This is a genomic window from Pseudomonas neuropathica, from assembly GCF_051174785.1.
Taxonomy (GTDB): Bacteria; Pseudomonadota; Gammaproteobacteria; order Pseudomonadales; family Pseudomonadaceae; genus Aquipseudomonas; species Aquipseudomonas neuropathica_A.
Map to the genome: position 1 here is coordinate 5,146,343 of NZ_CP195111.1, position 17,407 is coordinate 5,163,749.

Genomic DNA, 17,407 nt, shown 5'->3' on the forward strand with positions numbered 1-17,407 from the left:
TTATGCAAGTTAAGCGTTTCTTTGCCGCCGATATGCGTCAGGCCATGAAGCTGGTTCGTGATGAGCTGGGCGCTGATGCCGCCATCATTGGCAATCGCCGCATTGCCGGCGGCGTCGAGCTGACGGCGGCACTGGATTACAAGTTGTCGGCGCTGGCGCCACGGGTTCCGAACATGGAGCTCGAAGACGAGCTGCGCAAGACCCAGTCGCGCATCGTCACCGCCCAGGCCGAGTTGAGCCTGCGTGGCGAAGCCGACGGCAACAGCAATCGCCAGATCTTCGCCGGCCTGCCGTTGACCGCTGGCCTGCCGCTGACCGCCGCTGAACCGCTGAGCGAGCCGACTTACGCCGCACCAGCGCGCCCGGCTCCGGCGCCTGCGCAGTCCTCCGGCGGTGTTGATCCGCGTGCACTGGATTCGATGCGTTTTGAATTGAACAGCCTGCGCGAGCTGATGGAAGTCCAGCTCGGCACCCTGGCCTGGAATCAGCTGCAAGGCAGCCGCCCGGCGCAAGCCAACCTGTATCGCCGTCTGCAACGTATCGGCTTGTCCGGCCCGTTGTCGCGCGATCTGCTGGCGATGATCACCGATATCGAAGAACCGCGTCAGGCCTGGCGCATGTTGCTCGCGCACCTGGCGCGGATGATTGCCGTACCGGAAGTCGAACCGCTGGAAGAGGGCGGTGTGATTGCCATGGTCGGCCCTGCTGGCATGGGCAAGACCACCACGCTGGCCAAGCTCGCCGCGCGTTATGTGCTGAAATACGGCGCGCAGAATGTCGCGCTGGTGAGCATGGACAGTTTCCGCATCGGTGCGCAGGAACAACTGAAGACCCTGGGCCGCATTCTCAATGTGCCGGTGACCCACGTCGATCCGGGTCAATCGCTGGTGCAAGCGCTGGATCCACTGCTGCGCAAACGCGTGGTGTTGATCGATACTGCCGGCCTGCAGGCCAGCGATCCGGCGCTGCGCATGCAGCTGGAAAGTCTGGCCGGGCGTGGCATCCGCTCAAAAAATTATCTGGTCTTGGCAACCACCAGCCAGAAACAGGTTCTAACCGCCGCTTATCACAGTTACAAGCGTTGCGGGCTTGCCGGCTGCATCCTGACTAAACTGGATGAAACGGCCAGCCTTGGCGAAGTGTTGAGCCTGGCGATCAGTCATGAATTGCCGGTCGCGTACCTGACCGATGGCCCACGGATTCCGGATGATTTGCATCTGCCGCGCCGTCATCAACTGGTCAGCCGCGCCGTCAGCGTGCAAATGCAGGAAGAACCCAGCGAAGAAGCCATGGCTGACATGTTCGCTGATATCTATCACAGCCCGACCAAGCAGGTAGGCTGAGGTATTCATGAACAGTTTTTGTACCTACATCGATGGTCTGCCATGCATTGTTCCGGTTGTGAACGCGCAGCCAGTAATGTGGCCTCCGTCTATGCAAGACAAGGTAAAGAAATAACATGGGCAGCATGCATCCCGTACAGGTGATCGCGGTGACCGGCGGCAAAGGTGGCGTCGGCAAGACTAACGTGTCAGTGAACTTGTCGCTGGCGCTGGCAGAGCTTGGCCGTCGGGTCATGCTGCTGGACGCCGACCTCGGTTTGGCGAACGTTGACGTATTGTTGGGGCTGACCCCTAAACGCACGCTGGCTGACGTCATCGAAGGCCGTTGCGAATTGCGCGACGTGCTGTTGCAAGGCCCCGGTGGCATTCGCATCGTGCCGGCGGCGTCCGGCACGCAGAGCATGGTCCACCTGAGTCCGGCGCAACATGCCGGCCTGATTCAGGCCTTCAGCGACATCGGCGACAATCTCGACGTACTGGTGATCGACACCGCTGCAGGTATTGGTGACTCGGTAGTCAGTTTCGTACGCGCAGCCCAGGAAGTGTTGCTGGTGGTCTGCGATGAGCCGACTTCCATTACCGACGCCTACGCGCTGATCAAATTGCTCAACCGCGATTACGGCATGAACCGCTTCCGCGTTCTGGCCAACATGGCGCAGAGCCCGCAGGAAGGGCGCAACCTGTTCGCCAAGTTGACCAAGGTCACGGATCGTTTCCTCGACGTGGCCCTACAATACGTCGGCGCCGTGCCTTACGACGAAAGCGTGCGTAAAGCGGTGCAGAAGCAGCGCGCGGTGTACGAAGCCTTTCCGCGTTCCAAGTGCGCACTGGCGTTCAAGGCGATCGCGCAGAAGGTCGACACCTGGCCGCTGCCCGCCAACCCGCGTGGCCACCTTGAGTTTTTCGTCGAGCGCCTCGTGCAGCAAACGGCAGGGCCCGTGCTATGACCGCAAGCGGTATGAACTACTACAAGAAGTCGGCACGTGACGCGCAGTACGAGTTGATCGAGCGTTACGCGCCACTGGTCAAACGCATTGCCTACCACTTGCTGGCGCGCTTGCCGGCGAGTGTGCAGGTCGAAGACCTGATCCAGGCCGGGATGATCGGCCTGCTCGAAGTCTCGACCAAATATGACGCCAGCAAAGGCGCCAGTTTCGAAACGTACGCGGGCATACGAATCCGCGGCGCGATGCTCGACGAAGTGCGCAAAGGGGACTGGGCGCCACGCTCGGTTCACCGCAATACCCGTATGGTCAGCGACGCAATTCGCTCAATTGAAGCTAAAACCGGCCGTGATGCTAAAGATCACGAGGTTGCGGCCGAACTCCAATTGAGTCTCGACGATTACTACGGGATTTTGAATGACACCTTGGGCAGCCGCCTGTTCAGTTTCGACGACCTGTTGCAGGACGGCGAACACGAAGGGCTGCACGAGGATGGCGCGAGTGCTCATCTCGAGCCGTCACGCGATCTGGAAGATGAACGTTTCCAGGCAGCGCTGGCGGACGCGATTGCCAATTTGCCGGAGCGTGAGCGACTGGTGTTGGCGCTGTACTACGACGAAGAGCTGAACCTCAAGGAGATCGGTGAAGTCCTTGGCGTCAGTGAATCGCGGGTCAGCCAGTTACACAGCCAGTGCGCGGCCCGTTTGCGGGGGCGTTTGGGGGAGTGGCGAGCGCGCTGAAGGCAGTGTGGGGACACTGCGAACGAGGCTGGTGCGGTGATGAACGGCACCGGTCTTGCTCTGTTGTGCTCCAGACAGTCTTCGAGTGCTGCGCCGATTGATTGAAGTGGCGCGTCCAGGTGCTGGGCGCGTTTAAGACTGCTTGGAGGTCGAATTGAACAAAGACATGAAAATCCTCATCGTTGATGACTTCTCAACGATGCGGCGGATCATCAAGAACCTGCTGCGTGATCTTGGGTTCACCAACACCGTCGAGGCTGACGATGGCATTACCGCCATTCCGGTGCTCAACAGCGGCAGCATCGACTTTCTGGTAACGGACTGGAACATGCCGGGCATGACCGGTATCGACCTGCTGCGTCACGTGCGTGCCGATGAAAAACTCAAGCACCTGCCAGTGCTGATGGTGACTGCAGAAGCCAAGCGCGAGCAGATCATCGAGGCCGCTCAGGCCGGTGTGAACGGCTACGTAGTCAAACCTTTCACGGCTCAGGCGTTGAAAGACAAAATCGAGAAGATTTTCGAACGCATCGGCTGATGAACGCGCGGGGGAGCTATGGAGCATAACGAATCTTCACAGGGCGATTTCGAATCGACCCTGAAAAAACACGCGGTCGAACTGGTCGAAAGCCTTGAAAAAGGCAGGTTCGGCGACGCGGTGCAACTGATCCATGAGCTCAATCAGACCCGTGACCGTGGCCTGTATCAGGAAGTCGGCAAGCTCACACGTGAACTGCACAGTGCGATCGTCAACTTCCAGATCGATCCGAACATGCCGCAGGCCGAGGAAGTGTCGCAAATCACCGACGCCACCGAACGCCTGGGCTATGTGGTCAAGCTGACAGAGGCCGCGGCCAACCGCACCATGGATCTGGTGGAAAGCGCTACGCCGGTGGTCAACAGTCTGGCTGATGAAGCCCAGACCTTGAGTGCCGACTGGGGTCGCTTCATGCGTCGCGAGGTAGGAGCTGAAGAGTTCCGCGAACTGGCGCGCCGGGTCGACGGTTTTCTGTCACGCAGCAGCACGGACAACCGTGCGGTGTCGAGCAATCTCAACGACATCCTGCTGGCCCAGGATTACCAGGACCTGACCGGTCAGGTGATCAAGCGTGTGACCCAACTGGTCACCGAAGTCGAAAGCAACTTGCTCAAACTCGTGCTCATGGCCAGCCAGGTGGACCGCTTTGCGGGCATCGAACATGATCGCGCCGCGATGCTTGCAGAAAAAGATCCACAAAAACATCTCTCGCAGGGTGAAGGTCCGCAGATTCATGCCGATAAACGAGAAGACGTTGTGTCCGGTCAGGACGATGTGGACGATTTGTTATCCAGCCTCGGGTTCTAGAGTTTTGGAATTTTAGGTTTTTTGGGTTTTTAGACCTGTAGGAGCACCCCATTAATGAGCTTCGGCGCCGATGAAGAGATCCTTCAGGATTTCCTGGTTGAGGCCGGCGAGATTCTTGAGCAACTGTCCGAACAACTGGTCGAGCTGGAAAGCCGTCCGGATGACGCAGATCTGCTCAACGCAATTTTTCGCGGTTTCCACACTGTAAAAGGGGGCGCCGGCTTCCTTCAGCTCAATGAGCTGGTGGAGTGCTGTCACATCGCCGAAAACGTGTTCGACATCCTGCGCAAGGGTGAGCGTCGCGTTGATGCAGAACTGATGGACGTTGTCCTCGAAGCACTGGACGCGGTGAACAGCATGTTCAGCGAAGTCCGCGAACGTGCACCGATCACCGCTGCTACCCCGGAACTGCTGGCTGCCCTGGCGCGTCTGGCCGAACCGCAATCGGCGGACGCAGCCCCGGCTTCGCCAGTGGCCGAGATGATCGAAGAACTGGTCGTCGAAGGCGACGCGTCGGGCGACATCACCGATAACGAATTCGAACAACTGCTGGATTCGCTGAACGCCGTCAAGGCCGAAGCCGAGGCTCCGGCCGCTGCTGCACCTGCGCAAACGGCCGCTGAAGCCGCGAGCGATGAAATCACCGATGCCGAGTTCGAGTCATTGCTCGATCAACTGCACGGCAAGGGGCAGTTCGCGGTGGACGCGGTTGCGCCAGCGGCGGCAGCCCCAGCGGCACCGGCCAAGGGTGACAGCTCTGACATCACCGACGACGAATTCGAAGCCCTGCTTGATCAGTTGCATGGCAAGGGCAACTTTGCCGTCGATGCGCTGGAGTCGGCGATTGCCTCGGCACCGGCGTCTGCGGCTCCCGTGGCCGCCGCGGCTGGCAGCGATCTGATCAGCGATCACGAGTTCGAATCGCTGCTCGACGAATTGCACGGCAAAGGCAAGTTCACTGACGTTGGCGCCGCGACTGCCGGCGCTGCTTCGACGGTGGCTGCGCCTGCTGCCAAGGCTGCTGCCGCTCCGGCTGCTGCGCCGAAAGCGGCGCCCAAGCCTGAGCCGAAAGCCGAAGCGCCGAAACCGGCTGCCGCTGCTGCACCGGCTCCGGCCCGTGCTGCCGCTGCACCGCCACCGGAAAAACCGGCGAGCGAAGCCGAAACCACCGTGCGTGTCGACACGGCACGTCTCGACGAAATCATGAACATGGTCGGCGAGCTGGTGCTGGTGCGTAACCGTCTGGTGCGCCTGGGCCTCAACAGCGGCGACGAAGCCATGTCCAAGGCCGTGTCGAACCTCGACGTGGTCACCGCTGACTTGCAGACCGCCGTCATGAAAACGCGGATGCAGCCGATCAAGAAGGTCTTCGGGCGCTTCCCGCGTCTGGTTCGCGACCTCGCGCGTCAGCTCAAGAAAGAAATCAACCTGGAACTGGTCGGTGAAGAAACCGACCTCGACAAAAACCTTGTCGAAGCGCTGGCCGACCCGCTGGTCCACTTGGTGCGCAACGCGGTCGACCACGGCATTGAGTCGCCCGAGGAACGCGAAGCGTCGGGCAAGGCCCGTGGCGGTCGTGTGGTATTGGCCGCCGAACAGGAAGGCGACCATATCCTGCTGTCGATTTCCGATGACGGCAAAGGCATGGACCCGAATGTCCTGCGTGCCATCGCGGTAAAACGTGGTGTGATGGATAAGGACGCGGCCGATCGCCTCAGCGATACCGAGTGCTACAACCTGATTTTCGCCCCGGGTTTCTCGACCAAGACCGAGATCTCCGACGTCTCCGGCCGCGGTGTCGGCATGGACGTGGTGAAGACCAAGATTTCCCAGCTCAACGGTTCGATCAACATCTACTCGACCAAAGGCCAGGGCTCGAAAATCGTCATCAAGGTGCCGCTGACCCTCGCGATCATGCCAACCCTGATGGTGATGCTCGGCAATCAGGCGTTTGCGTTCCCGTTGGTCAACGTCAACGAAATCTTCCACCTCGACCTGTCGACCACCAACGTCGTCGACGGTCAGGAAGTGGTGATCGTGCGGGACAAGGCGCTGCCATTGTTCTACCTCAAGCGCTGGCTGGTCAGCTCCGCCGCTCACGAAGAGCAGCGTGAGGGCCACGTGGTGATCCTTTCGGTGGGCACGCAGCGGATCGGCTTCGTCGTCGATCAACTGGTCGGTCAGGAAGAAGTGGTCATCAAGCCATTGGGCAAAATGCTGCAGGGCACTCCGGGCATGTCCGGCGCCACCATCACCGGTGACGGCCGCATCGCGCTGATTCTCGATGTTCCAAGCATGCTCAAGCGTTACGCCGCACGGCGTATTTGAATCCGGGGCGGCGGGGCGACAACGTCCCCGCCGCACCTAATGGAGTGTTTATGGCAGTCAAAGTCCTGGTGGTGGACGATTCGGGTTTTTTCCGCCGCCGCGTCTCGGAAATTCTTTCTGCGGATCCGAGCATTCAAGTGGTCGGCACTGCAACCAACGGTAAAGAGGCGATCGATCAGGCGCTGGCGCTCAAGCCGGACGTGATCACCATGGACTACGAGATGCCAATGATGGACGGCATCACGGCGGTGCGGCACATCATGCAGCGCTGCCCGACCCCGGTGTTGATGTTCTCCTCGCTGACGCACGAAGGCGCCCGGGTCACCCTGGATGCGCTGGACGCAGGCGCGGTGGATTTCCTGCCGAAGAATTTCGAAGACATCTCGCGCAATCCGGATAAGGTCAAGCAACTGCTGTGCGAGAAGGTCCATAGCATCTCGCGCAGTAATCGTCGTTTCAGTGCTTACAGCGCGCCGGCTCCAGCCGCGGCACCCACGCCTGCACCGGCTCCGGCGCCATCCAGCTTCAGCAGCCACAGCACCAGCGCACCGGCACGTCCGGCACCTGCGCCTGTGCATGCACCTGCTCCAAGCCGTGCTCCGGCTGCCAGCGCTTCGTCGCCGGCACCGAAACGCAAAGCCTACAAACTGGTTGCCATCGGTACGTCGACTGGCGGCCCGGTCGCCCTGCAACGCGTGCTGACGCAATTGCCAGCGAACTTCCCGGCGCCGATCGTGTTGATCCAGCACATGCCGGCAGCATTCACCAAGGCGTTTGCCGAGCGTCTCGACAAGCTCTGCCGCATCAGCGTCAAGGAAGCCGAGGATGGCGACATTCTGCGTCCGGGCCTGGCGTTGCTCGCTCCGGGTGGCAAGCAAATGATGATCGATGGCCGTGGCGCGGTGAAGATTCTGCCGGGCGACGAGCGTCTGAACTACAAGCCGTGCGTGGACATCACCTTCGGTTCGGCGGCGAAATCCTACGGCGACAAAGTTCTGGCGGTGGTGTTGACCGGTATGGGCGCCGACGGCCGTGAAGGCGCGCGCCTGCTCAAGCAGGGCGGCAGCGCGGTGTGGGCACAAGATGAGGCAAGCTGCGTGATCTACGGCATGCCGATGGCCATCGTCAAAGCCGACCTCGCCGACGCGGTGTACAGCCTCGACGACATCGGCAAACACATTGTCGAGGCGTGTCTCTGATGGATGTTCTAAGCCTTATCGGGATCATCATGGCGTTCGTCGCCATCATCGGTGGTAACTACCTTGAGGGTGGTCACCTCGGTGCGCTGGCCAACGGCCCGGCGGCATTGATCGTACTGGGCGGCACCATCGGTGCCGCACTGCTGCAATCGCCGATGAGCGCGTTCAAACGCGCCATGCAGATCCTTGCCTGGATTCTGTTTCCGCCACGGGTCGATCTGGCCGGTGGCATCGATCGTGTCGTCAACTGGAGCCTCACCGCACGCAAGGAAGGCCTGCTGGGTCTGGAAGGCGTGGCCGATGCCGAACCCGACAACTACTCGCGCAAAGGCCTGCAATTGCTGGTTGACGGCGCCGAGCCGGAAGCGATCCGCAGCATCCTCGAAGTGGATTTCTATACCCAGGAAGCCCGCGACATCGAAGCCGCAAAAGTCTTTGAAAGCATGGGCGGCTATGCGCCGACCATCGGCATCATCGGTGCAGTGATGGGCCTGATCCACGTGATGGGCAACCTCGCCGATCCGACGCAACTGGGCAGCGGCATCGCCGTGGCTTTCGTCGCGACCATTTACGGCGTGGCCAGTGCCAACCTGGTATTGCTGCCGGTCGCGGCCAAGCTGAAGTCAATCGCGTTGCGGCAGTCGCGTTATCGCGAAATGTTGTTGGAAGGGATCTTGTCGATCGCCGAAGGTGAAAACCCTCGCTCCATTGAGTTGAAGCTGCAAGGCTTCATGGATTAAGGGAATAACCTAATGGCTCGTCGCAGGCATCAGGAAGAACACGTCAATCACGAGCGCTGGCTCGTGTCCTACGCGGATTTCATCACGCTGTTGTTCGCGTTCTTCGTGGTGATGTACTCGATTTCGTCGATCAACGAAGGCAAGTACAAAGTCATTTCCGAAGCATTGATCGGGGTCTTCACCGACTCCGATCGCTCGCTCAAACCGATCCCGATTGGTGATGAACGACCGAAGACCGTGACCCCGGCCAAGCCGCTGGTCAAGGACGCCGAACAGGTCGACGCCGGTATCGCCGGCGCCAGTGACCCGCTGAAAAGCATCGCCGATGACATCAGCGCTGCGTTCGGTGACTTGATCAGCTCCAATCAGATGACCGTGCGCGGCAACGAGTTGTGGGTCGAGATCGAACTCAATTCCAGCCTGTTGTTCGGCAGCGGTGACGCCATGCCGAGTGACATCGCGTTCAACATCATCGACAAGGTCGCGGCGATTCTGAAACCGTTCGACAACCCGATCCACGTCGAAGGTTTCACCGATGATCAACCGATCCGCACGACGCAGTACCCGACCAACTGGGAGCTGTCCTCGGCGCGTTCGGCGAGCATCGTGCGCATGCTGGCCATGCAGGGCGTGAACCCTGGTCGCTTGGCCTCGGTCGGTTACGGTGAGTTCCAGCCGGTGGCCAATAACGCCACCGCTGAAGGTCGCGCGAAGAACCGTCGTGTGGTGTTGGTGGTGTCGCGCAATCTCGATGTGCGTCGCAGCCTGACCGGCACCGGTACCGCCAATGCACAACCGGATGCTGCGTTGAAGCGTGCTGGCACACAAACTGCACCGACCCCGGTCAAGACGCCGGGACGCGAGAGTGCCGTCAATTCTCCGTCACCCGCATTAACACGCTGAGCTATGTCTCGGTCGAGCATATCGGCCGGGAGGAACGAACCGAATGAGAGTCTGGGCAGTCGCCAATCAAAAGGGTGGTGTCGGTAAAACCACATCTTCCATCGCTTTAGCCGGATTGCTGGCCGAGGCGGGAAAGCGCGTGGTTGTGGTCGATCTCGACCCGCACGGCTCAATGACCAGCTATTTCGGCTACGACCCCGACAGCCTGGAACACAGCAATTACGACCTGTTTCTGCACAAGGGCAGCGTGCCGCAAGGCCTGCCGGGGCAGTTGCTGTTGTCGACCAGTGACGAACGCATTTCGCTGTTGCCGTCGAGCACCGCACTGGCGACCCTTGAGCGTCAGTCGCCGGGACAGAGTGGCTTGGGTCTGGTGATCGCCAAGAGTCTGGCGCAGCTGTGGCAAGACTTTGATTACGCGGTGATCGACAGCCCGCCGTTGCTCGGCGTGCTGATGGTCAATGCCCTTGCAGCGAGCCAGCAACTGGTGATCCCGGTGCAGACCGAGCATCTGGCCGTCAAAGGTCTCGAGCGCATGGTCAATACCCTGGCGATGATCAACCGCTCGCGCAAACAGGCGCTGCCGTTCAGCATCGTGCCGACCCTGTTCGATCGCCGTACGCAAGCTTCGATGCATACCTTACGCGTGCTGCGTGACAAATTTCCCGACGAGATCTGGCAGGGTTATATCCCCGTCGATACCCGTCTGCGCGATGCCAGCCGAGCCGGTGTCACGCCTTCGCAATTCGACGGCAAGAGCCGTGGCGTGCTGGCGTATCGCGCGCTGCTCAAGCATCTGTTGGCGCAACAACTTGTTCCGCAGGTGGCTTGAATGACGTTGAACCTTGTAGGAGCTGCCGCAGGCTGCGATCTTTTGATCTTGCTTAGTGGCGCTCCTGAAAAGATCAAAAGATCGCAGCCTGCGGCAGCTCCTACATGGGGTTGCGTATGAATCGGCCGGTCAAGTTGACGTCGAAGCCGCAATTGGCGCTGCAGTCTTATCTGGATAATTTGCTGCTGGAAATTCCTGAGGAGCTGCCGCCGGTCATTGAGGCGCAGCCTGAAGTTGTCGAAAGCACTGAGGCGCTGGACGAGTTCCAGGCAGCGGTACTGGAAGAGCAGGCGCGTGATGCACAGAAAGCGACCAGGCCTGTTGCGCCGGTTGTCGCGCCTGCCGTCGCTGCGGTGACCAAGGCACCGGTGGCACTGATCGAAGAGGCCGCGCCGGTTCGCGCATCGGTGTCGACACTGGCACCGCTGCTGCAAACCCAATTGCTGAAAACCGCGCCGGAACCGGCCGTGGTCGAACCGGCTCCGGTTCCAGCTCCGATTGCACCCGCACCCGTCGAGCAAACGCTGGTCCCGCCGCTGGTGGAAGTGCACCTGCCGCCCAACAACACGCCACCACCGGTGGAAACCGATGGCCGTCCGGCCTGGGCCTCCGAAGCGTTCGAATGCCTGCTGTTCGACGTAGCCGGTCTGACCCTGGCGGTACCGTTGGTGTGCCTCGGCTCGATTTATTCGCTGGCCGGCCATGAACTGACGCCGCTGTTCGGTCAGCCGGAGTGGTTCCTCGGGATCCTGCCGAGCCAGGCCGGCAATCTGAAAGTGTTGGACACCGCGCGCTGGGTCATGCCGGATCGCTATCGCGATGACTTCCGTCAGGGCTTGCAGTACGTGATTTCGGTACAAGGTTACGAGTGGGGGCTGGCGGTGCATCAGGTCAGCCGCTCGTTGCGTCTGGACCCGAATGAAATCAAATGGAGAAGTCACCGGGGTCAGCGGCCATGGCTCGCCGGCACGGTGATTGAGCACATGTGTGCATTGCTTGACGTTTCCGCACTGGCCGAGTTGATCGCCAGCGGTGGGGCAAAGCACCTCGGCGGCCACAAGCCGCTACATAAACCGACATAGCAGCCGACATAACAATCAGGCGACGGCATTGTTGAATGCCGCCACACAGAACACACACCGCCCAGAGCGGTTTTTTCGAGGGGTCAGGGTATGAGTAGTCAGGCGACGAATGCAAAAGGTTCTGAAGATCCGATCCTGCAATGGGTGACCTTCAAACTGGACAACGAAACGTACGGCATCAACGTGATGCGCGTGCAGGAAGTGCTGCGCTACACCGAGATTGCTCCGGTGCCGGGCGCGCCAAGCTACGTGCTGGGCATCATCAACCTGCGCGGTAACGTGGTCACCGTGATCGACACCCGTCAGCGCTTCGGCCTGAGCACCGGTGAGATCAGCGACAACACCCGTATCGTCATCATCGAAGCCGACAAGCAAGTCGTTGGCATCATGGTCGACAGCGTCGCCGAAGTGGTTTACCTGCGTCAGTCGGAAATCGAGACCGCGCCAAACGTCGGCAACGAAGAGTCAGCCAAGTTCATCCAGGGCGTGTGCAACAAGAACAACGAGTTGCTGATTCTGGTCGAGCTGGACAAGATGATGAGCGAAGAAGAATGGTCGGAACTGGAGAGCATCTGATTTGATTCTCGAGGTCGCGGTCATTGTCCTGTTCCTCTTCTGGGCAGGCACACTGGCAATGTTTGTGTCGTACATCAAGGCGCAAAAAGTCATTGCTGCGCAACAGGCTCAGGGCGATGCGCTGCGTGATCAGCGCATCAAGGACCTGGCCAAGCGTGTCGACGATTACCAGAACGGCAACGTGCGCATGGGCGAGGCCCTGCACGAGCTGCGCGCGGTGGTGAGTCCGTTGCCGGACAAGATTGTCGCGCTTGAACAGCGCGACCCGTCGAGCCTGTCGTTCGCCCAGGCGGCGAAACTGGTGGGGATGGGCGCAAGCGTCGATGAACTGACTCAGTCCTGCGGGTTGACCCAGGCTGAGGCGGAGTTGATGCGTAAGTTACATAAGGGCAGCTAAGAGCTTCGAGCTTTTAGCTGCAAGCAAAATCAAAAGATCGCAGCCTTCGGCAGCTCCTACATTGGAATGCGTTTTCCTGTAGGAGCTGCCGAAGGCTGCGATCTTTTGCTTTTAAGGCTTAATAATCATCGCCGCGCAGGGTCACATCTTTCTCGACCATCGGCGCATTCGGATCCTGCCCCTCAGGGAATTTCCCCTTCAGATTCCACGCAAACGCGATGATCTCGGCGATGGTGCGATACAGCTCCTCGGGAATGCTGTCGCCCAGTTCCATCCGCGCCAACAACCGCACCAATTCCGCATTCTCGTAAATCGGCACCTCGCAATCGCGAGCGATGCGCAGGATTTCTTCGGCCAGCTCGTCATCACCTTTGGCGGTGAGGGTCGGGGCGTGGTTGCCGTCGTATTTGAGGGCGATGGCCTGGCGTGGGGCAGTGGAATCGTTCATGCGGTTTCGTCGACCCAGCGGTGTTCGAGGCGGGTTTGGTTGCCTTGCGGCGGCGTGCCGAGGTGGCAGTCGAGGTCGCCGACGTTGAGCCCGCGATCGAGCAGACGCTGACGCAGGGCGAACAGGTTGTTTTCGATCAGGTCGGCGGTGTACGGCCGCTCGGCCCACAGTTGGCTGGACAGGCTGCCGGCGATCAGTTGCGCCTGAATCTGCAGCGGCCCGAGCGGTTCCATGTCGAACGCCAGATCGACGCGCCACAGTTGTTGCTTGGGCTCGCGCTCATCGCGACGTTCGTTCGGTTGCGGTTCGCGCTCCGGAGCCTCTTCACGCTGGAACTTGACTTGCAACGGCACGATGTCTTGCAGGTTGCGCATGGGGATTTCCAGTTGCCAGGTGCTGAGCAGGCGTCCGTCATCAGTAACGCCGGTTTGTTCCAGGCTCGACAGTTGATGGCTTTGCAGCCGCGAAACAGCGGCAGCGGCGAGACGCAGCAACTGTTCCAGATCGCCTTCGCCGTCCTGACTTTGCAGCAAGCGTTCGGGCAGCGGGAAGCTGCTTGGCACAGGCTTGGCGCTGACCTGGCCAAGCATGCCGAGGGCGTTGCGGACGAAACTCGGCAGCGCTTGCGCCAGAGTGTTGGCGGCGATGATCGCGTTGAAACTGGTGCTGCTCGGCAGGCCCGGGGTCAGTTGCGCGATCAGCTTGAGCAGATCGGCTTTCATGTCCGGGGGCAGCGTCGGGGTTTGTCCGGTCAGCAGCTTGGCTTCGAGGAACACGCCGCTATTGGCTAGCGCCAGTGCCACGCCTTTGGCGGTGCTCAGTTGTTGCACGTCCGGGAGGCTGGCGAGCAGTTTGTCGACCACCGCGCGTAGATCCGCAGAAGTCTGGTCGGTGGCGGGTGGCAGATTCTGTAATGCATTCAACAGCCCGCTGAGCGAAGCCTGACGACTTTGCTGGCCGAGCAGTTGCTGACTGACGGCCAGTTGTTCCTGGCGGCTGCTCATCGGCAGGAATTTCAGGGTTTGTGCATCTTCGACCAACGCCGACAGCAAGGTGCCAATGCGCAGCGGCTGCGGGCTGTCGATGGTCAATGTGCTGCCGCTCTGTGCGGTGTTGAGCAGGCTGACCAGCGAGCGGAACACCGCTGCCTGCCCCGGCGTCTGCGGCAGCGCCTGCGAGGTCAGCACTTTGCCTTGCAGCAGCGTGCCGACCGGCAATTGCGCGGTGTCGATGCGGGTGAGGGTGGCGACGCTGCTGGCAATCGCCTGCTGCACAGTAATCGCCAGATTGCCCGCCGAGGGCTGAGTGATCGCCAGACTGGTGCCTTGGGGCAACGGCAGATTGCTGGTCGCTTGCACAGTGGTCTGGCGTCCGCCGTCGACGGTCACCTTGAGCAATAACTGAAAGGTCTGATCCGCCTGCTTGAGCGACAACACCTCGGCTTTGGCGCTTTGCCCGGCGCCGATCAGGCCTTCGACCGGGGTCAGCAGCTTGAGCAGCTCACCGACCTGCGGGCGAACGGTCGCCGGGGTGGTGGGCGGGAGCGGGAGGATGTTCATTTCGCCTGTCATACGCGGACACAACCTGAGGAAAATGCACTCTTGAGAGTAAGGCACGACATGTATAATGCCGCCCGTCTTGCGCTTCGAATAAAAAACATAGCAATTGTTTGACCCAGCTCTCTAGATCGAGCCGTCAATACATCTATGCTGCATCTCTTTAACGGCCGCGCCAGAGCCGACTTGAACCGTATAAGGCCCGTGATCCCTTGACCAGTCCTGTCCTGCAAACCGTTGCCCTCGCGTGTGAACGTGATCTGCGGCTGCTCTTCGAAAATCTCGAATTGAGACTCGCCAGTGGCGATATGGTGCAGATCAGCGGTCCCAACGGCAGCGGCAAGACCAGCCTTTTGCGCCTGTTGTCCGGGCTGATGCAGCCGACCGCCGGGCAAGTCCTGCTCAATGGCCAGCCGCTGACCGAACAACGCAGCGAACTTGCCCGCAACCTGCTGTGGATCGGCCACGCCGCCGGGATCAAGGATCTGCTGACCCCGGAAGAAAACCTGTCGTGGCTCTGCGCCCTGCATCATCCCGCCGAACGCGAGGCCATCTGGCAAGCGCTGGCAGCTGTAGGATTGCGCGGATTCGAAGATGTTCCCTGCCATAGTCTGTCCGCCGGCCAACAACGCCGCGTGGCGCTGGCACGCCTGTATCTGGACAGCCCGCCGCTATGGATTCTCGATGAGCCGTTCACCGCCCTCGACAAACAAGGCGTGGCGCAGCTCGAAGAGCATCTGGCCGGGCACTGCGAGCGCGGTGGTCTGGTGGTGTTGACCACGCACCACACGCTGAGCCGCATGCCGACCGGTTATCGCGACATCGATCTGGGGAATTGGGCAGTATGAGTGTGTTTGGCCTGCTGGTTGCCCGTGAATCCCGATTGCTGTTTCGCCGCCCGGCGGAGCTGGCCAATCCGCTGATTTTCTTCGCCATCGTCATCGCTTTGTTCCCGCTGGCCGTCGGCCCGGAAACTCAAGTGTTGCAAAACCTGTCCCCCGGGTTAGTCTGGGTGGCGGCGCTGTTGTCGGTCCTGCTCTCGCTGGACGGGCTGTTCCGCAGTGATTTCGAAGACGGATCCCTGGAGCAGTGGGTCCTTTCGTCGCACCCGCTGCCACTTCTGGTCTTGGCCAAGGTGCTGGCACACTGGCTTTTCTCCGGTCTGGCGCTGGTTCTGCTCTCACCGCTGCTGGCGTTGATGCTCGGTTTGCCTGCCGCCTGTCTGCCGGTTTTGCTGCTTTCGTTGTTGCTGGGAACACCGGTGCTGAGCTTGCTCGGCGCGGTGGGCGCGGCACTGACGGTCGGTTTGAAGCGTGGCGGCCTGTTGCTGGCGCTGCTGATTCTGCCGTTGTACATCCCGGTGTTGATCCTTGGCAGTGGCGCCTTGCAGGCCGCCTTGCAAGGCATGCCGGCGACCGGGTATCTGCTGTGGCTGGGTAGCCTGACCGCCCTGGCGATCACCCTGACACCCTTTGCAATAGCTGCTGGCCTGAAGATCAGCGTCGGCGAATAATGAGGTCTGGTTAAAATTTAACCAGCAAAGACCCTGAGACTGCTCACACCGATGAGCGGCACCCGTGATGGAAACAGTATGAACTGGACCTGGTTTCACAAGCTCGGCTCGCCCAAGTGGTTCTACGGCATCAGCAGCAAGTTCTTGCCGTGGCTGAGCATCGCAGCGTTGCTGCTGATTGGCGTCGGCGTCGTTTGGGGCCTGGCCTTCGCGCCACCGGATTATCAGCAAGGCAACAGCTTTCGCATCATCTACATCCACGTACCTGCCGCGATGCTCGCACAGTCGATCTACGTGATGCTGGCGGTGTGTGGTGTGGTCGGGCTGGTGTGGAAGATGAAACTGGCCGACGTCGCCCTGCAATGCGCCGCGCCGATCGGCGCGTGGATGACCGCTGTAGCGCTGGTCACCGGGGCGATCTGGGGCAAACCGACCTGGGGCTCGTGGTGGGTCTGGGACGCGCGCCTGACCTCGATGCTGATTCTGCTGTTCCTGTATTTCGGCGTGATCGCGCTGGGCAATGCCATCAGCAACCGCGACAGCGCCGCCAAGGCCTGCGCCGTGCTGGCCATCGTCGGCGTGATCAACATTCCGATCATCAAATACTCGGTGGAGTGGTGGAACACCCTGCACCAGGGCGCGACCTTCACCCTCACGGAAAAACCGGCGATGCCGGCGGAAATGTGGCTGCCACTGCTGCTGACCGTGCTGGGTTTCTACTGTTTCTTCGGCGCCGTGCTGTTGCTGCGCATGCGCCTTGAAGTGCTCAAGCGCGAAGCCCGCGCCAGTTGGGTGAAAGAAGAAGTGCAGCACAGTCTGGAGGCCGTTCGATGAGTTTTGCTTCATTCGGCGACTTCCTCGCCATGGGCCATCATGGCCTGTATGTCTGGTCGGCCTACGGCATCTGTCTGGCGGTACTGATCCTCAACGTGATGGCGCCGATTGCGGCCCGCAAGCGCTATCTGCAACAAGAGGCGCGTCGTCTGCGCCGGGAGAACGGCAAGTGAATCCGCTGCGCAAGAAACGTCTGATCATCATTCTGGCCATTCTGGTCGGGGTCGGCGCTGCCGTCGGCCTGGCCCTCAGCGCCCTGCAGCAGAACATCAATCTGTTCTACACGCCGACGCAGATCGCCAACGGCGAAGCACCGCAAGACACGCGCATCCGCGCCGGCGGCATGGTCGAGAAGGGCTCGCTGCAACGCTCGCCGGATTCCCTCGACGTCAAATTCGTCGTCACCGATTTCAATAAATCCGTGACCATCGCCTATCGCGGGATCCTCCCGGATCTGTTCCGCGAAGGGCAGGGCATCGTCGCCCTCGGCAAGCTCAACGCCGACGGCGTAGTAGTGGCCGATGAAGTGCTGGCCAAGCACGACGAGAAATACATGCCGCCGGAAGTGACCAAAGCCTTGAAAGACAGCGGTCAATCGGCACCAACGCCTGCGAAGGAGGGTTGATC

General features: G+C 60.6%; 20 protein-coding genes. 18 read left to right on the plus strand and 2 right to left on the minus strand.

Annotation, left to right across the window (positions count from 1 at the left end; all coding sequences use genetic code 11):
• Window positions 1-2: 2 nt before the first annotated feature.
• The 13 genes from flhF (at window position 3) to ACRRSD_RS23335 (ending at window position 12,429) form a co-directional block, all read left to right on the plus strand.
• Window positions 3-1,343, plus strand: coding sequence for a flagellar biosynthesis protein FlhF (gene flhF, locus ACRRSD_RS23275; RefSeq protein WP_008077677.1), 1,341 nt, complete (start codon window positions 3-5; stop codon window positions 1,341-1,343).
• Window positions 1,344-1,459: 116 nt separating this feature from the next.
• Window positions 1,460-2,290 carry a flagellar synthesis regulator FleN gene (fleN, locus tag ACRRSD_RS23280; protein WP_003222917.1) on the plus strand — a complete coding sequence of 277 codons (831 nt, stop codon included), beginning with the start codon at window positions 1,460-1,462 and terminating at the stop codon, window positions 2,288-2,290.
• On the plus strand, window positions 2,287-3,027 hold the full coding sequence (gene fliA / locus ACRRSD_RS23285) for an RNA polymerase sigma factor FliA (protein WP_007920004.1): 741 nt from the start codon (window positions 2,287-2,289) through the stop codon (window positions 3,025-3,027). The genes fleN and fliA overlap by 4 nt, the downstream gene beginning before the upstream one ends.
• Window positions 3,028-3,193: 166 nt before the next feature.
• Complete coding sequence (locus ACRRSD_RS23290; protein ID WP_008072643.1) at window positions 3,194-3,565, plus strand: chemotaxis response regulator CheY; 372 nt, start codon at window positions 3,194-3,196, stop codon at window positions 3,563-3,565.
• Between the two features lie 18 nt (window positions 3,566-3,583).
• The gene (locus tag ACRRSD_RS23295; RefSeq protein WP_007920000.1) at window positions 3,584-4,372 is read left to right on the plus strand and encodes a protein phosphatase CheZ; all 789 of its coding nucleotides are present in this window, start codon (window positions 3,584-3,586) and stop codon (window positions 4,370-4,372) included.
• A gap of 54 nt (window positions 4,373-4,426) precedes the next feature.
• On the plus strand, window positions 4,427-6,700 hold the full coding sequence (locus ACRRSD_RS23300) for a chemotaxis protein CheA (protein WP_435035573.1): 2,274 nt from the start codon (window positions 4,427-4,429) through the stop codon (window positions 6,698-6,700).
• 50 nt (window positions 6,701-6,750) lie between these two features.
• The gene (locus ACRRSD_RS23305; protein ID WP_435035575.1) at window positions 6,751-7,899 is read left to right on the plus strand and encodes a protein-glutamate methylesterase/protein-glutamine glutaminase; all 1,149 of its coding nucleotides are present in this window, start codon (window positions 6,751-6,753) and stop codon (window positions 7,897-7,899) included.
• Complete coding sequence (locus ACRRSD_RS23310) at window positions 7,899-8,639, plus strand: flagellar motor protein (protein WP_003222929.1); 741 nt, start codon at window positions 7,899-7,901, stop codon at window positions 8,637-8,639. Before ACRRSD_RS23305 ends, ACRRSD_RS23310 begins: the two co-directional genes overlap by 1 nt.
• A 12-nt stretch (window positions 8,640-8,651) precedes the next feature.
• A complete protein-coding gene (gene motD / locus ACRRSD_RS23315) occupies window positions 8,652-9,542 on the plus strand; it encodes a flagellar motor protein MotD (protein WP_435035576.1) in 891 nt (296 codons plus the stop codon).
• Between the two features lie 43 nt (window positions 9,543-9,585).
• Window positions 9,586-10,374 (plus strand): ParA family protein, encoded by a 789-nt coding sequence (locus ACRRSD_RS23320; RefSeq protein ID WP_008077691.1) that lies wholly within the window; start codon window positions 9,586-9,588, stop codon window positions 10,372-10,374.
• Between the two features lie 116 nt (window positions 10,375-10,490).
• Complete coding sequence (locus ACRRSD_RS23325) at window positions 10,491-11,456, plus strand: CheW domain-containing protein (RefSeq protein ID WP_435035578.1); 966 nt, start codon at window positions 10,491-10,493, stop codon at window positions 11,454-11,456.
• 90 nt (window positions 11,457-11,546) lie between these two features.
• Window positions 11,547-12,032, plus strand: coding sequence for a chemotaxis protein CheW (locus ACRRSD_RS23330; protein ID WP_095050193.1), 486 nt, complete (start codon window positions 11,547-11,549; stop codon window positions 12,030-12,032).
• A gap of 1 nt (window position 12,033) precedes the next feature.
• Window positions 12,034-12,429 carry a DUF2802 domain-containing protein gene (locus ACRRSD_RS23335; protein WP_158959466.1) on the plus strand — a complete coding sequence of 132 codons (396 nt, stop codon included), beginning with the start codon at window positions 12,034-12,036 and terminating at the stop codon, window positions 12,427-12,429.
• A 118-nt stretch (window positions 12,430-12,547) separates the two neighbouring features.
• Here the strand turns inward: ACRRSD_RS23335 and ACRRSD_RS23340 are convergent, their stop codons facing one another.
• Complete coding sequence (locus tag ACRRSD_RS23340) at window positions 12,548-12,877, minus strand: EscU/YscU/HrcU family type III secretion system export apparatus switch protein (protein ID WP_141128997.1); 330 nt, start codon at window positions 12,875-12,877, stop codon at window positions 12,548-12,550.
• A complete protein-coding gene (locus tag ACRRSD_RS23345) occupies window positions 12,874-14,448 on the minus strand; it encodes a flagellar hook-length control protein FliK (protein WP_435035579.1) in 1,575 nt (524 codons plus the stop codon). Before ACRRSD_RS23345 ends, ACRRSD_RS23340 begins: the two co-directional genes overlap by 4 nt.
• A 197-nt stretch (window positions 14,449-14,645) precedes the next feature.
• Here ACRRSD_RS23345 and ccmA point away from each other — a divergent pair, with 197 nt between their 5' ends.
• The 5 genes from ccmA to ccmE all read left to right on the plus strand — a co-directional run bounded on the left by ccmA (window position 14,646) and on the right by ccmE (window position 17,405).
• Window positions 14,646-15,281 (plus strand): cytochrome c biogenesis heme-transporting ATPase CcmA, encoded by a 636-nt coding sequence (gene ccmA / locus ACRRSD_RS23350; RefSeq protein ID WP_435035580.1) that lies wholly within the window; start codon window positions 14,646-14,648, stop codon window positions 15,279-15,281.
• The gene (gene ccmB, locus ACRRSD_RS23355; protein WP_007919970.1) at window positions 15,278-15,946 is read left to right on the plus strand and encodes a heme exporter protein CcmB; all 669 of its coding nucleotides are present in this window, start codon (window positions 15,278-15,280) and stop codon (window positions 15,944-15,946) included. The genes ccmA and ccmB overlap by 4 nt, the downstream gene beginning before the upstream one ends.
• 78 nt (window positions 15,947-16,024) lie before the next feature.
• Window positions 16,025-16,780 (plus strand): heme ABC transporter permease, encoded by a 756-nt coding sequence (locus tag ACRRSD_RS23360; protein WP_435035583.1) that lies wholly within the window; start codon window positions 16,025-16,027, stop codon window positions 16,778-16,780.
• Window positions 16,777-16,953 (plus strand): heme exporter protein CcmD, encoded by a 177-nt coding sequence (gene ccmD / locus ACRRSD_RS23365; protein WP_435035585.1) that lies wholly within the window; start codon window positions 16,777-16,779, stop codon window positions 16,951-16,953. The genes ACRRSD_RS23360 and ccmD overlap by 4 nt, the downstream gene beginning before the upstream one ends.
• Window positions 16,950-17,405, plus strand: a complete 456-nt coding sequence (gene ccmE / locus ACRRSD_RS23370; protein ID WP_034151526.1) for a cytochrome c maturation protein CcmE — start codon at window positions 16,950-16,952, stop codon at window positions 17,403-17,405. Before ccmD ends, ccmE begins: the two co-directional genes overlap by 4 nt.
• Window positions 17,406-17,407: the final 2 nt, after the last annotated feature.